The sequence below is a fragment of the Pseudomonas sp. YeP6b genome, from assembly GCF_025642995.1.
Taxonomy (GTDB): domain Bacteria; phylum Pseudomonadota; class Gammaproteobacteria; order Pseudomonadales; family Pseudomonadaceae; genus Aquipseudomonas.
This window is the reverse complement of record NZ_CP080090.1, coordinates 1,404,480-1,418,570: the sequence shown is the minus strand read 5'-3', so window position 1 is coordinate 1,418,570 and position 14,091 is coordinate 1,404,480. Positions and strand designations below refer to the sequence as shown.

Annotated in this window: 12 protein-coding genes and 1 pseudogene; 9 read left to right on the top strand and 4 right to left on the bottom strand. The window is 61.2% G+C overall.

All coding sequences use genetic code 11. The features are described from left to right. The first annotated feature begins 73 nt into the window (after positions 1-73). From KZH41_RS06375 to KZH41_RS06355, 5 genes are all read left to right on the top strand, one after another. Positions 74-1,042, top strand: coding sequence for a LysR family transcriptional regulator (locus tag KZH41_RS06375; RefSeq protein ID WP_094951310.1), 969 nt, complete (start codon positions 74-76; stop codon positions 1,040-1,042). A gap of 202 nt (positions 1,043-1,244) precedes the next feature. Further along, on the top strand, positions 1,245-2,219 hold the full coding sequence (locus tag KZH41_RS06370) for a 2-hydroxyacid dehydrogenase (protein WP_263274537.1): 975 nt from the start codon (positions 1,245-1,247) through the stop codon (positions 2,217-2,219). A 91-nt stretch (positions 2,220-2,310) separates the two neighbouring features. Then, positions 2,311-3,213, top strand: a complete 903-nt coding sequence (locus KZH41_RS06365; RefSeq protein ID WP_094951308.1) for a chemotaxis protein CheV — start codon at positions 2,311-2,313, stop codon at positions 3,211-3,213. A gap of 3 nt (positions 3,214-3,216) precedes the next feature. After that, positions 3,217-3,699, top strand: coding sequence for a GNAT family N-acetyltransferase (locus tag KZH41_RS06360; RefSeq protein WP_094951307.1), 483 nt, complete (start codon positions 3,217-3,219; stop codon positions 3,697-3,699). A gap of 108 nt (positions 3,700-3,807) precedes the next feature. After that, on the top strand, positions 3,808-4,548 hold the full coding sequence (locus KZH41_RS06355) for a YkgJ family cysteine cluster protein (RefSeq protein WP_094951306.1): 741 nt from the start codon (positions 3,808-3,810) through the stop codon (positions 4,546-4,548). Here KZH41_RS06355 and KZH41_RS06350 read toward each other — a convergent pair. The 4 genes and pseudogenes from KZH41_RS06350 to KZH41_RS06335 all read right to left on the bottom strand — a co-directional run bounded on the left by KZH41_RS06350 (position 4,545) and on the right by KZH41_RS06335 (position 7,546). Next, positions 4,545-5,669 (bottom strand): transporter substrate-binding domain-containing protein, encoded by a 1,125-nt coding sequence (locus KZH41_RS06350; RefSeq protein ID WP_094951315.1) that lies wholly within the window; start codon positions 5,667-5,669, stop codon positions 4,545-4,547. The two genes, KZH41_RS06355 and KZH41_RS06350, sit on opposite strands and share 4 nt — an antisense overlap. Positions 5,670-5,972: 303 nt before the next feature. Next, positions 5,973-6,318: pseudogene (locus tag KZH41_RS06345) on the bottom strand (PAS domain-containing protein); the annotation flags it as partial. A 50-nt stretch (positions 6,319-6,368) separates the two neighbouring features. Beyond that, positions 6,369-7,151: a transporter substrate-binding domain-containing protein gene (locus tag KZH41_RS06340; protein ID WP_094951305.1), complete on the bottom strand. Its 783-nt coding sequence runs from the start codon at positions 7,149-7,151 to the stop codon at positions 6,369-6,371. Between the two features lie 161 nt (positions 7,152-7,312). Next, positions 7,313-7,546, bottom strand: coding sequence for a hypothetical protein (locus tag KZH41_RS06335; RefSeq protein WP_094951304.1), 234 nt, complete (start codon positions 7,544-7,546; stop codon positions 7,313-7,315). 215 nt (positions 7,547-7,761) lie between these two features. Here KZH41_RS06335 and KZH41_RS06330 point away from each other — a divergent pair, with 215 nt between their 5' ends. From KZH41_RS06330 to KZH41_RS06315, 4 genes are read left to right on the top strand one after another with little or no spacing between them, the layout of a single operon-like run. Further along, positions 7,762-8,928, top strand: coding sequence for an efflux RND transporter periplasmic adaptor subunit (locus tag KZH41_RS06330; protein ID WP_263274536.1), 1,167 nt, complete (start codon positions 7,762-7,764; stop codon positions 8,926-8,928). Next, complete coding sequence (locus KZH41_RS06325) at positions 8,925-12,020, top strand: multidrug efflux RND transporter permease subunit (RefSeq protein WP_263274535.1); 3,096 nt, start codon at positions 8,925-8,927, stop codon at positions 12,018-12,020. The genes KZH41_RS06330 and KZH41_RS06325 overlap by 4 nt, the downstream gene beginning before the upstream one ends. A 31-nt stretch (positions 12,021-12,051) precedes the next feature. Beyond that, entirely contained in the window at positions 12,052-12,729 is a 678-nt protein-coding gene (locus KZH41_RS06320) for a heavy metal response regulator transcription factor (RefSeq protein WP_094951301.1), read from the top strand. After that, a complete protein-coding gene (locus KZH41_RS06315; RefSeq protein ID WP_094951300.1) occupies positions 12,719-14,083 on the top strand; it encodes a heavy metal sensor histidine kinase in 1,365 nt (454 codons plus the stop codon). The genes KZH41_RS06320 and KZH41_RS06315 overlap by 11 nt, the downstream gene beginning before the upstream one ends. Positions 14,084-14,091: the final 8 nt, after the last annotated feature.

The window sequence follows — 14,091 nt, the reverse complement described above, 5'->3', positions numbered from 1 at the left end:
ATAATCCGTTGGTAGGGATCACTGAACGGCGTAACTTTCTGTCACAATTTGTTATCTCCCCTGAGAACACTCCATGGACACTTTGCAAAACATGCGCGCTTTCAGTTGCGTGGCCGAAGCTGGCAGCTTCACCGCCGCCGCCGGGCAACTGGACACCACCACTGCCAACGTCTCGCGCGCGGTCTCCAACCTTGAGGCCCATCTGCAAACCCGCTTGCTCAACCGCACCACCCGACGCATCGCGCTGACCGAAGCCGGCAAACGTTATTTGCTGCGCTGCGAGCAGATCCTCGCCTATGTCGAGGAAGCCGAGGCCGAAGCCAGCGATGCACACGCACGCCCCGCCGGGCAGTTGAAAGTGCACACCATGACCGGCATCGGCCAGCATTTCGTCATCGACGCGATTGCCCGCTACCGCCGTACCCACCCCGACGTGACTTTCGACCTGACCCTGGCCAACCGCGTGCCGGACCTGCTCGATGAGGGTTATGACGTGTCCATCGTGCTAGCCAGCGAACTGCCCGACTCGGGTTTCGTGTCTCAGCGCCTAGGTATCACCTACAGCATCGCCTGTGCCTCGCCGGATTACGTCAAGGCCAAGGGGTGTGCGCAGCGGCCGCAGGACTTGCTCAACCACGCCTGCCTGCGGTTGGTGAGCCCGGTGATCCAGCTGGATAAATGGACCTTCAACGGGCCTGAAGGCCAGGAAAGTGTGGCGATCAACACTTCACCGTTTCTGGTGAATTCGGCCGACGCGATGAAAACCGCGATTACCAGTGGTATGGGCGTCGGCCTGTTGCCGGTGTATGCCGCCATCGAAGGCCTGCGCAATGGCACTTTGGTGCGGGTGATGCCGACCTATCGCTCGCAAGAGCTGAACCTGTACGCCATCTACCCGTCGCGCCAGTATCTGGATGCGAAGATCAAGACGTGGGTGGAATACCTGCGTGGGTCGTTGCCGGAGATTCTGGCGGCGCATCAGGCCGAGTTGGTGGCGTATGAATTGAGCGGCAGCCTGAGTGGGGCGCGGTTGGCGAACTGATTTTGGATTGCTACCCCACAACCACCATCAATTTACTGTGAGAGCTGGCTTGCCTGCGATAGCGGTGGGCCAACTGCAGATGTATCACTGACAGATTGCTATCGCAGGCAAGCCAGCCACCCGTTAAAGGGTCGCCCTGACAATTGTCGGCAAGAATGTTAGCGTGCTTACCATTCTTCCGTAGTCGATGAGCCCGCCTGCAATGAAAAAGACCGTCCTCGCCTTCAGCCGCATCACCCCGCACATGATCGAGCGCCTGCAACAGGATTTCGAGGTGATCGCCCCCAACCCCAAGCTGGGCGATATCAACGCTCAATTCAGTGAAGCCCTGCCCCACGCGCACGGCCTGATCGGCGTAGGCCGCAAGCTCGGCCGCGCACAGCTCGAAGGCGCAAGCAAACTGGAAGTGGTCTCCAGCGTGTCGGTAGGCTACGACAACTACGACGTGCCGTACTTCAACGAGCGCGGGATCATGCTCACCAACACTCCCGATGTGCTCACCGAAAGCACCGCCGACCTGGCCTTCGCCCTGCTGATGAGCAGCGCACGTCGCGTAGCCGAACTGGACGCCTGGACCAAGGCCGGCCAGTGGAAAGCCAGCGTTGGCGCACCATTGTTTGGTTGCGATGTACACGGCAAAACCCTCGGCATCGTTGGCATGGGCAACATCGGCGCGGCCATCGCCCGTCGCGGGCGCCTGGGTTTCAATATGCCGATCCTCTACAGCGGCAACAGCCGCAAGACCGTGCTGGAACAGGAACTGGGCGCGCAATTTCGCAGCCTCGACCAGTTGCTGGCCGAGTCGGACTTCGTCTGCCTGGTGGTGCCATTGAGCGACAAGACCCGCCACTTGATCAGCACCCGCGAGCTGGGCCTGATGAAATCCAGCGCGATCCTAATCAATATCTCCCGTGGCCCGGTGGTGGACGAGCCGGCGCTGATCGAAGCCCTGCAAGCCCAGAAAATTCGTGGCGCCGGGCTGGACGTGTATGAGCAGGAACCGCTGGCTGAATCGCCGTTGTTCCAGCTGAGCAACGCCGTGACCCTGCCGCACATCGGCTCGGCCACCCACGAAACCCGAGAAGCCATGGCCAACCGCGCCCTGGACAACCTGCGCAGTGCCTTGCTGGGTCAGCGCCCGCAGGACTTGGTGAACCCTCAGGTATGGAAGTGCTGACACACTCCCCCACACAAATCCGGTTAAAGCCTGGCGCGCCCAAGTCGATAACCCTCTATAGATCGTCATCCCTGATCCACAGAAGGTTTTTATGTCCACCACCAAAGCCCGCGCAGATTCACTCTCGCTTCTGCTCTTTACCTTGCGCAGCGGCAAGCTGATGGCGATCAACCTGCTGAAAGTCAGTGAAATCATCCCCTGCCCGCCGCTGACCAAGCTGCCCGAGTCTCACCCTCACGTTAAGGGCATCGCCACGCTGCGCGGTGCTTCGCTGTCGGTGATCGACCTGAGCCGAGCCCTCGGCGAAATGCCCCTGGCAGACCCGAATGGCGGCTGCCTGATCGTCACCGACGTCAGCCGCTCCAAGCAGGGCCTGCATGTGCAGGCGGTGAGCAAGATCGTGCACTGCCTGACCACCGATATACGCCCGCCACCGTATGGCTCCGGCGGCAATCGCTCGTTCATCACTGGGGTCACCCAAGTCGAAGGCGGGCTGGTGCAGGTGCTGGATATCGAAAAGGTCATCCACGGCATCGCCCCGGCACCGGCTGAAGCGGCGCCGACCGACCTGACCATGGAAGAGGCCGAAGTACTCGGCAATGCGCGGATTCTGGTGGTGGACGACAGCCAGGTCGCCCTGCAGCAGTCGGTACACACCTTGCGCAACCTCGGCCTGACCTGCCACACCGCCCGCAGCGCCAAGGAAGCCATCGATGTGCTGCTCGAGCTGCAAGGCACGGCCCGGCAGATCAACGTAGTGGTGTCGGACATCGAAATGTCCGAAATGGACGGTTACGCCCTCACCCGCACTTTGCGCGAAACCCCGGACTTCCAGGAGCTTTACGTGCTGCTGCACACCTCCCTGGACAGTGCGATGAACAGTGAAAAGGCGCGCCTGGCAGGTGCCGACGCAGTGCTGACCAAATTCTCGTCGCCTGAACTGACCAAGTGCCTGGTCGTCGCTGCAAAACACGTGGCGCAAAAGGGCCTGTAGCCGGTGGCGGAATACTTCCAACTGCTACGCCGCGACCTCACCACCCGCCTGCCCGCGCCGCAGTGGCCGGTGGGCACGCAGCTGGATCATTACCGCGCAGAGCTGGCCCCAGCGATTCATGCCGTGTTGCGCATGGCCCAAGACCAAGGCGGCGGCCGCGTCGACAGCCTGGAGCAATGGCAACACCGGTTCGTCACCGATGCCGAATTCGACCCGACGCTGTGCCTGGTGGTCAGTAATGGCGACGGCATTCTCGGCGTGGCCCAATGCTGGACCAGTGCGTTTATCAAAAACCTCTGCGTACATCCCTGCGCCCAAGGCCAGGGGCTGGGCCGCGCCTTGTTGCTGCACACCTTTGAGGTATTCAAGCAGCGCGGCGAACCCTACGTCGACCTCAAGGTGCGCGAGAGCAACCTGCGCGCCCGGCAACTCTATGAAAGCGCCGGCATGGTCTTTGTGTTGCGCGACCGGGTACCCGAGGGCTGACCGGCACTGGCGCATAACTTGCTTCGCAAGAGCCTGAACAGTGCATAGAGGCAAAAACCCGTCACTGTTCAAGAGTGCCCTCTGACCTAGCCTGGTGACAGATCCTCCATGAACACTCACTTTTCCTGCGTGGGTTGCGGCAAATGCTGCACCGACCACCATGTGCCCCTGACCCTCGAAGAGGCCCGCAGTTGGGCGGCTGACGGCGGTAACGTCATCGTGCTGGTGGAGGGTTTTCTCGGCAATGGCCTGGGTTTGCCCCCGCAACAACGCGAGCACGCCGAGCGCCGTTCGGTGGTGGTGCCCAGCGGTACTACCGAGGCGTTCGTGGCAATCACCTTTGCCGCTTACAACGCCGGGCGCTGCCGGAATCTTGACGAAGACAACCGCTGCGGCATTTATGAACGTCGCCCGCTGGTGTGTCGCATCTATCCGATGGAAATCAACCCGCATATCCCGCTCAACCCTGGCGCCAAAGACTGCCCGCCGGAGTCCTGGGAGCAAGGCCCCGCGTTGATCGTCGGTGGCGAGTTGATGGATCAGGAGCTGGCTGAGCTGATCCGCCGCTCGCGCCAGGCCGACCGCGATGACGTGCAGACCAAGGAGGCGGTGTGCGCTTTGCTGGGCATTTGCACCACCGCGCTCAAGGGCGACGGGTTTACCGCGTACTTGCCGGACATGAACGCCTTTGCCCAAGCGATCGAATTGGCGCTTGAACAACCGTCCGTGGCCAATGAGTGGGTGTTTCATGTGTCCGGCATGGACATCGCCGAACAACTGCTGGATGCCGGCGCCCAGATTGCCACCCAGGTGCCGGCCAACTACGCGTTTATTTCGTTGCGGGCTTAAAGGCTGGCCAGGCACTCGATTTCGATCCGCGCGCCCGCCAACAGCTTGCCGGCAGCGAAGGTCGTGCGGGTCGGAAGGCGGTCCGCCGGGAAGTAGCCGGCATAGACGCTGTTCATCGCAGCAAACTCCTTAATGTCGGCCAGAATCACCGTGCATTTGGCGACTCGGTCCATCCCCACGCCGTTTTTTTGCAGAATGCTGCGCAGAGTAGTCAACGCCTGGGCGGTTTCTGCACGAATGCCACCGCGCACGAGCTTGCCGTGGTCATCCAGCCCCAGCAAACCCGACACATAGAGGGTTTGCCCCACTTGCACGGTTTCTGAGAACGGCAAACCACCGTCTGCCGGCGTGTAAATCATCTTTGCCGAGGCCGGTTTACTTGCGGCCGGCGCCAGGTAAGGCTGGGTAATGGCCGCGTACTTGCCATTGTCCTTCAAGCGCTGCAATGCCTTGTTCAGCGCCACCGTCAATTCAGGGGTGTTCTTGCGCGTGGCAATGGCGACGCCGCCGCCCAGCATTTCGTCGACAACCGCGGGGCCGGCAAAAGCGAACGCGGCGCCCTGAGGCGTGTTCAACAACGCTTCGGTGATTTCAATGGTGTTTTGCAAGGTGGCGTCAATTTCCCCGGCCAGCAGGCTCTTGATCAACTCACCATTGAGGTTGAAGCTGCGCACGGTCACGCCTTGAGGTGCCCACCGCGCCTTGGCGAACGCTTCCCGGCTGGTGCCCGCCAGTACGCCAATACGTTTGCCCTTGAGCGATTGGGGATCTGGCAGCAGGCTTGAACCCGTGCGGGCGACTAACTTGCTTTCAAGGGCATAGAGGTCGTGGGTGAAGTCAACCACTTCGCGCCGCGCCGGGGTTGCGGTCATCGGCATGATCGCGTCGAAACGCCCAGCCTGGAGCGCGGCAATATTGGTCGCATAAGGCTGATCGACCCACACACAAAGCGCGTTGAGCTCAGCGCACAGGGCGTTACCCAACTCGATATCCAACCCCACAAGCTCGCCTTGCGCTGTGCGGTATTCAAAGGGCGGTACATCCGCCTCGACTCCAAACCGTATCTCGCTCCACGGGTTCGGGCCAGGGGGAGTTACAGCACACCCGCTCCCGGCGAACATAAGCAGAGCGAGCGCCAGCATTCTTGTTGCCGTAGTCATAAACCAGTCCTATGCAAAAGTGGTGTGAGGCATCCGGGCTCGGTCACTCATGACCCAATGCACCCAGTGTTCTAACAAGCACTGACCGGTCTTTAACTACGACACGCCTGTATGTTGAGTAGGAGAATTCCCAAAGTCATAGTAGACAGCTTTTTGCTTTAGCGCCTCAGGCCCCAAAACTCTTGTGCCAACTGGCGCAAATCTTCCCCCGAGCTGCGCGGGCTTTGCTGCCCGGCGCTGACGGTGGCCTCACCGGCGTCGCGGGGCGCACCAACTGATACTCCACCGCCGCCCCTTCCCGATTGACCGGCGTGGCATAGGCGCTGACCCAATAATGCTCGCCGTTCTTACAACGGTTTTTCACCATGCCCATCCATGAGCGGCCGCTTTTCAGGCTCTGCCACCTATGCGCAAACGCTGCGGGCGGCATGTCGGGGTGGCGCAGCAGGTTATGCGGCGAACCAATCAACCCGTCACGGCTATAACCGCAAACGTCGATGAAATCCTGATTGGCATAGGTAATCGCGCTGGTCAGGTCAGTGGTCGAGAGGATATTGGCATCGGGGGCTAAGTCCACATGTCGACCGGTGACCGGCAGATTGATTTTCACGGGAGGGGCAAATACTGATCCAGCTCATATTCCGCACAATTAATTAGCCATCATGGCGTGGCCAGGTGTTCGTAGAGGCGGTAGGGCTGGATGATTCGCTGGTACTCGCCGTTCTGTACCAACTGTTCAAGGGCACCGTTGAGATCATTGAGCAGTTCAATATCAGATTTGCGCAGCGCGATCGCCACGCCGCTGCCCAATAGATCCGCCGAGACTTCGGGGCCAAGGAAGGCAAAATCGCGACCGTGGGAGGTGTCGAGCAGTGACTCACGCAATTCCACGGGGCCTTGCAGGGTAGCGTCGATTTCGCCTGCCACCAGGCTGCGGATCACCTCGTCAATCAGCCAGAAGCTCTTGATGATGACCCCCTTGGGCGCCCACTGCGAACGGGCGAAAGCTTCACGATTACTTCCCAGTAACACTCCGACACGCTTGCCCTTGAGCGAGCGTACGGTAGGCGTCAGGCCTGACGCCCTGCGGCCAACCAGCCGCGTGGTGAACGCATAGAGTTCATCGGTAAAGCTCACCCATCGCCGCCGATTGGACGTAGGCGCTATGCCCATGATCGCGTCAAATTGCCTGGCTTCAAGGGCGGAGAAATTCTCGACAAGGACCTGGTCGACCCAGGTACAACGCACATTCAACTGCCTGCAAAGGGCATTGCCCAATTCGATGTTCACACCGACCAGTTGCCCTTGCGGGCTGCGGCTCTGGAAGGGGGGGAAGTGCGCAACAACCGCGAAGCGGATTTCGCGCCGCGGGGGGTCACTGGCCGCAACGGTATCGACCGACAGCAATAGCGCAAGCGCTGCATAGAGGCAAATCAGAGCCACGGGAAACGTCCTTTTCCGGAAAGACCAACCTCCTTCCCCTGTAAAAACGTGGGGGTGGTAAAGAGGCAGTGCAAACTTTCAAGAAACGGTCGTGGACCTACAATCAGAAACGTCAGCGAACCACGTAGGCAAAAGCCGATACAGCGTCCGACACATTACTCTCAGCGTTTACCCATCGAACGGCGAGTGCCTGGCGGGGCCATGCCTGGGGACTTGGTATGGCCGTTTTTGGCGCCATTCTTGTACCAAGGCTGGGCGGCATTCTTGGCTCCAGCCAACTCACCCGGTTTAAACGGGAACTTGAACGCCGGGATCTCGGCTTGTTCAACGCTTTGAGCGTCGGCCGGATCGACGAGGTCGGCCGCTTCAACAGGGGATTGTGTCGGGGAAGTCATGGAAGCTCCGGAGCGTGCAAAAAATGAGGCGGGGCCGGCTTGCGGGCCACACTGGCGCGCAGTATACCTGCGCGCTTCGGATCTTTAACCACCGCTGGTACGAATGGTTGGACTTTACTGACAGCGCTGTCAGTTAGCAGTCACCGTGCTGACCGGGTTGGCGGGCTATAAAGACCTTTCATTCTCCCAACCCTTTGCCCCGGCGCCCCATCCCCATGCACATTCAACGAAAAACCGCCCTGATCGTGGGCGTCCTCGTGGTAGTGGCGATTGCAGCCTGGGCCCTGACCCGGCCGGCCAAGACCAAACTGGCGGCGCCGACCGCCATCCCGGTACGCGTGGTCAGCGTTGTACAGCAGGACATCCCCCGCTTTGTCAGCGGGATCGGCTCGGTGCTGTCGTTGCACAGCGTGATGATTCGCCCGCAAATCGACGGCATCCTCACCCAATTGCTGGTCAAGGAAGGTCAACTGGTCAAAACCGGCGACCTGCTGGCCACCATTGATGATCGCTCGATCCGCGCCAGCCTCGACCAGGCCAGGGCGCAACTGGGGGAAAGCCAGGCGCAGCTGCAAGTGGCGCAGGTCAACCTCAAGCGTTACAAGGAACTGAGCATCGACGACGGCGTGTCGAAGCAGACCTACGACCAGCAGCAAGCCTTGGTCAACCAACTGAAGGCCACGGCGCAAGGTAATCAGGCCGCGATTGACTCGGCTCAGGTACAGCTTTCCTACACCCAGATTCGCTCTCCCGTCACCGGCCGTGTCGGCATTCGCACGGTGGATGAAGGCAACTTCCTGCGCATGAGTGATACCCAGGGCCTGTTCTCCGTCACGCAAATCGACCCGATTGCCGTGGAGTTCTCATTGCCGCAACAAATGCTGCCAACCCTGCAAGGCCTGATCGCAGCGCCTACCCCGGCCAGCGTCGATGCCTACATGGGGGCCGACACCGACGGCCAGACCGGCGACTTGCTCGGCGAAGGCCACTTGAGCCTGATCGACAACCAGATCAGCTCCACCACCGGCACCCTGCGCGCCAAGGCCGAATTCAAGAATGCCTCGCAGCGCCTGTGGCCGGGCCAGTTGGTAACCATCAAGATCCAGACCGCCCTCGACAAAAATGCCCTGGTGGTCCCACCCACCGTGGTGCAACGCGGCCTGGACTCGCACTTTGTGTACCGGGTCAAGGGTGACAAGGTCGAGAGTGTGCCGGTGCAAGTCACTTATCAGAACAGCGATGTGAACATCATCAAGGGCGTACAGGCCGGTGATGTGCTGGTCAGCGATGGCCAGTCGCGGCTCAAAGCCGGTGCCCAGGTAGAAGTACTCAAGGAACCGCCGCAAGTGATCCAGACCGTCGACGCCAAGGTGCAGCCATGAGCGCCAACCGCTCGCCGTCCGCCTGGTGCGTTGATCACCCGGTCGCCACCCTGCTGCTGACCTTTGCCCTGGTACTGTTGGGCATCATTGCCTTCCCGCGCCTGGCCGTTGCGCCACTGCCGGAAGCGGAATTCCCGACGATCCAGGTCACCGCGCAACTGCCCGGCGCCAGCCCGGACACCATGGCCTCGTCGGTGGCAACGCCCCTGGAGGTGCAATTCAGTGCCATCCCAGGCATGACCCAAATGACTTCCAGCAGCGCCTTGGGCTCAAGCCTGCTGACCCTGCAATTCACCCTGAACAAGAGCATCGACACCGCCGCGCAAGAAGTGCAGGCGGCGATCAACACCGCCTCCGGCAAGTTGCCCAGCGACATGCCGAGCCTGCCGACCTGGAAGAAGGTCAACCCGGCAGACAGCCCGGTGCTGATCCTCAGCGTCAGCTCCGACAGCATGCCCAGCACCGAGCTGAGTGACTACGTAGAAACCTTGCTGGCCCGCCAGATCAGCCAGATCGACGGCGTCGGCCAGATCAACATCACCGGCCAACAACGCCCGGCGATTCGCGTACAGGCCTCGCCCGACAAACTCGCGGCGATTGGCCTGACCCTCGCCGACGTGCGCGTGGCGATCCAGCAATCCAGCTTGAACCTGGCCAAGGGCGCGATCTACGGCGAGAACAGCGTGTCGACCCTGTCCACCAACGACCAGCTGTTTCACCCGGATGAATACGGCCAGTTGATCGTTTCCTACAAGAACGGCGCGCCGGTTCAACTGCGTGACGTCGCAAAAGTCATCAACGGTTCGGAAAACGCCTACGTGCAGGCCTGGTCCGGCGACACACCTGGGGTCAACCTGGTGATTTCGCGCCAGCCCGGCGCCAACATCGTCGAGACCGTGGACCGCATTCAAGCCGAACTGCCGCGCCTGGAAGGCATGCTGCCCGCTTCAGTGCAGGTCAGCGTGTTAACCGACCGCACCAAGACCATCCGCGCGTCCCTGCATGAAGTGGAAGTCACGCTGCTGATCGCCATCTTGCTGGTGGTGGCGGTGATGGCGCTGTTCCTGCGCCAATTGTCGGCGACGCTGATCGTGTCCAGCGTGCTCGGCGTGTCGCTGATCGCCAGTTTCGCCTTGATGTACCTGATGGGTTTCAGCCTGAACAACCTGACCTTGGTGGCGATCGTGATTTCCGTGGGTTTTGTGGTGGACGACGCCATCGTGGTGGTGGAAAACATTCACCGGCACCTGGAAGCGGGCCTGAGCAAACGCGAGGCGGCGATCAAAGGTTCCGGCGAGATTGGCTTTACCGTGGTGTCCATCAGTTTCTCACTGGTGGCGGCGTTTATTCCGCTGCTGTTCATGGGCGGCGTGGTCGGGCGGTTGTTCAAGGAGTTCGCGCTGACGGCGACCTCGACCATCCTGATTTCAGTCGTGGTTTCGTTGACCCTGGCGCCCACCCTCGCCGCGCTGTTCATGCGCGCCCCCACCCATCACGCCCAAGACAAACCCGGTTTCAGCGAACGCCTGCTCGCCGCCTACGCCCGCAACCTGCGCCGTGCGCTGGCCCATCAACGCACCATGGCGGCGATCTTCATGGTCACCCTGGCGTTGGCGGTGGTCGGCTACGTGTTTATCCCCAAGGGTTTCTTTCCGGTGCAAGACACCGGTTTTGTACTCGGCACCAGCGAGGCGGCGGCCGACGTGTCGTACCCGGACATGGTCGCCAAGCACAAGGCCCTGGCCGAGATCGTCAAGGCCGACCCAGCCGTGGAGGCGTTTTCCCATTCGGTGGGCGTCACCGGCAGTAACCAGACCATCGCCAACGGCCGCTTCTGGATCGCCTTGAAAGACCGCGGTGATCGTGACGTGTCAGCCAGCCAGTTCATCGACCGTATCCGCCCGAAACTGGCCGCGGTGCCGGGCATTGTGCTGTACCTGCGCGCAGGCCAGGACATCAACCTCAGCTCCGGCCCCAGCCGCGCCCAGTACCAATATGTGCTCAAGAGTAACGACGGCCCGACGTTGAACACCTGGACCCAGCGCCTGACTGAAAAACTGCGCGCCAACCCGGCGTTCCGCGACCTGTCCAACGACCTGCAGCTGGGCGGCAGCATCACCCACATCAGCATCGACCGCCAGGCCGCCGCGCGTTTCGGCCTGACCGCCACCGATGTCGACCAGGCGCTGTATGACGCGTTCGGCCAGCGCCAGATCAACGAGTTCCAGACCGAGATCAACCAGTACCAAGTGGTGCTGGAACTCGACAGCCAACAGCGCGGCAAGGCCGAAAGCCTGAACTACTTCTACCTGCGCTCGCCGTTGACCAACGAGATGGTGCCGCTGTCGGCAGTGGCTAAAGTCGATCCACCCACCGTGGGGCCGTTGTCGATCAGCCATGACGGCATGTTCCCGGCGGCCAACCTGTCGTTCAACCTGGCGCCCGGCGTGGCGTTGGGCGATGCGGTGATCATGCTCAACCAGGCCAAGAACGAAATCGGCATGCCGGCGACCATGATCGGCACCTTCCAGGGCGCCGCCCAGGCGTTCCAGAGTTCGTTGGCCAGCCAGCCCTGGCTGATCCTTGCGGCGCTGGTGGCGGTCTACATTATCCTGGGTGTGCTGTATGAGAGCTTTGTGCACCCGCTGACGATCATCTCCACCCTGCCCTCAGCGGGCTTGGGTGCGCTGATCATGCTGTGGCTGCTGGGCCAGGATTTTTCGATCATGGCCTTGATCGGCCTGGTGTTGCTGATCGGTATCGTGAAGAAGAATGGCATCCTGATGATCGACTTCGCCCTGGACGCCCAGCGTGTGCGTGGGCTGCCGCCCGAGGAGGCGATTTATGAAGCCTGCGTCACGCGGTTCCGGCCGATCATCATGACCACCCTCGCCGCCTTGCTCGGCGCGGTGCCGTTGATGCTGGGCTCCGGCCCGGGTGCGGAACTGCGCCAGCCGCTGGGGATCGCCGTAGTAGGCGGCTTGCTGGTGAGCCAGGCGCTGACGCTGTTCACCACACCGGTCATATACTTGTACCTTGAGAAGTTTTTCCACAGGCCCAAACCAGCCAACGAGCTGGCGACCACACACTGAGGCTGAAGCCCCGCCTTGGAGCAAAAGGCTTATGCGCGTCCTGATTATTGAAGATGAAGAAAAAACCGCGGATTACCTGCACCGCGGCCTGACGGAACAAGGCTACACCGTCGATGTGGCACGCGAAGGCATCGAGGGCCTGCACCTGGCGCTGGAGAACGATTACGCAGTGATCGTGCTCGACGTGATGCTGCCCGGCCTCGACGGCTTCGGCGTGCTGCGTGCGCTGCGTGCGCGCAAGCAGACGCCGGTGATCATGCTCACCGCCCGCGAGCGCGTGGAAGACCGTATTCGTGGCCTGCGTGAAGGCGCCGATGACTATTTGGGCAAACCGTTTTCATTCCTGGAACTGGTGGCACGCCTGCAAGCGCTGACCCGGCGCAGTGGCGGGCATGAACCGGTGCAGGTCACCGTCGCCGACCTGTGGATCGACTTGATCAGCCGCAAAGCCAGCCGCAACGGCCTGCGCCTGGACCTGACCGCCAAGGAGTTCTCGCTGCTCAGCGTGTTGGCGCGGCGCCAGGGTGAAATCCTCTCCAAGACCGCGATTGCCGAGATGGTCTGGGACATCAATTTCGACAGCGATGCCAACGTCGTGGAAGTGGCGATCAAGCGCCTGCGCGCCAAGCTCGACGGGCCGTTCGATACCAAGCTGCTGCACACCATTCGCGGCATGGGCTATGTGCTGGAGAACCGCAGTGTCGGCTAACTCCATCGCCCTGCGCCTGAGCGGCATGTTCACGTTGGTGGCGTTGCTGATCTTCGTGTTGATCGGCGGCGCGTTGTACCAGCAAGTGGACCGGGGCCTGGGGTTGTTGCCGGGCGCCGAGCTGGATGCGCGCTACAGCGTGCTTGAATCCTCGGTGAACCGCTTCGGCACGCCGGACCACTGGGCGAAAATCACCGCCAAACTGAAATTGCTCGGTGAGGAAGACCAGCGCATCCGCTTCTGGGTGGTGAGCAGCGATCCAAACTACGAGTACGGCAACCCGGATGCGCAGATCCGCGCGTTCGCTGCAGGGCCGACCGGTAAGCGCGACTTGCGTCTGCCGGAGCGTGAGTACCCGTTCAAGGTACTGGTGAGCCAGTTCGCGGCGAAAGAACAGCGCCCGCCGCTGCGTTTTATGATCGCCATCGACACCGAAAACTTCCGCACGACCCAACACCAATTGCTGGTGGCGCTGATCAGCCTGGCATTTGTCGGCGTGGTGCTGGCGGCGCTGTTGGGGTTTTGGGTTTCGCGTATCGGCCTCAAGCCGTTGAGCAAACTCTCGGATGAAGCGCAGAAACTTGCACCGCCCAAGCTCTCGGGGCGCTTGCAACTGTCGCCGTTACCGCCGGAATTGAGCCAGTTCGTCAATTCGTTCAACTCCACGCTGGACCGGGTGGAACAGGCTTATTCGCGCTTGGAGTCTTTCAATGCCGACGTGGCGCATGAATTGCGTTCACCGCTGACCAACCTGATTGGCCAGACCCAGGTAGCGCTGACGCGCGGGCGTTCGGCCGAGCATTATTTCGAGGTGCTGCAATCTAATCTTGAAGAGCTGGAACGCTTGCGTTCGATCATCAATGACATGTTGTTTCTTGCCAGTGCTGACCAGGGTAGCAAGGCGACCAAGCTGATCGAAAGTTCGCTGGCGGATGAGGTGGCTACCACGCTCGACTACCTGGACTTCATCCTCGAAGACGCCCAGGTCCAAGTGCGAGTGCGCGGTGACGCTTTGGTGCAGATTGAAAAAGCGCACTTGCGCCGTGCGCTGATTAATCTGCTGAGCAATGCGGTGCAGCACACCGCGCCGGGGCAGGTGATTGAGGTGGCTATCGAGGCGCAGGCGCATCAGGTGGCGATTGCGGTGACCAACCCTGGGGATGAGATTGCCAGTGAGCACTTGCCACGGTTGTTCGAGCGGTTTTATCGGGTGGATGCGTCGCGCAGTAACAGCGGGGCGAATCATGGGTTGGGGCTGGCGATCGTCAAGGCGATTGCGTTGATGCATGGCGGGGATGTGTTTGTGCGCAGTGATGGCAGCGGCAATACCTTTGGCATCACGTTGCCGGTTTAACACCGAGC

Coding starts and splice junctions, on each gene's coding strand:
- KZH41_RS06320 (WP_094951301.1), top strand. CDS start 12,052: ATGCGCGTCCTGATTATTGAAGATGAAGAAAAAACCGCGGATTACCTG.
- KZH41_RS06370 (WP_263274537.1), top strand. CDS start 1,245: ATGAAAAAGACCGTCCTCGCCTTCAGCCGCATCACCCCGCACATGATC.
- KZH41_RS06325 (WP_263274535.1), top strand. CDS start 8,925: ATGAGCGCCAACCGCTCGCCGTCCGCCTGGTGCGTTGATCACCCGGTC.
- KZH41_RS06365 (WP_094951308.1), top strand. CDS start 2,311: ATGTCCACCACCAAAGCCCGCGCAGATTCACTCTCGCTTCTGCTCTTT.
- KZH41_RS06330 (WP_263274536.1), top strand. CDS start 7,762: ATGCACATTCAACGAAAAACCGCCCTGATCGTGGGCGTCCTCGTGGTA.
- KZH41_RS06375 (WP_094951310.1), top strand. CDS start 74: ATGGACACTTTGCAAAACATGCGCGCTTTCAGTTGCGTGGCCGAAGCT.
- KZH41_RS06350 (WP_094951315.1), bottom strand. CDS start 5,669: ATGTTCGCCGGGAGCGGGTGTGCTGTAACTCCCCCTGGCCCGAACCCG.
- KZH41_RS06355 (WP_094951306.1), top strand. CDS start 3,808: ATGAACACTCACTTTTCCTGCGTGGGTTGCGGCAAATGCTGCACCGAC.
- KZH41_RS06335 (WP_094951304.1), bottom strand. CDS start 7,546: ATGACTTCCCCGACACAATCCCCTGTTGAAGCGGCCGACCTCGTCGAT.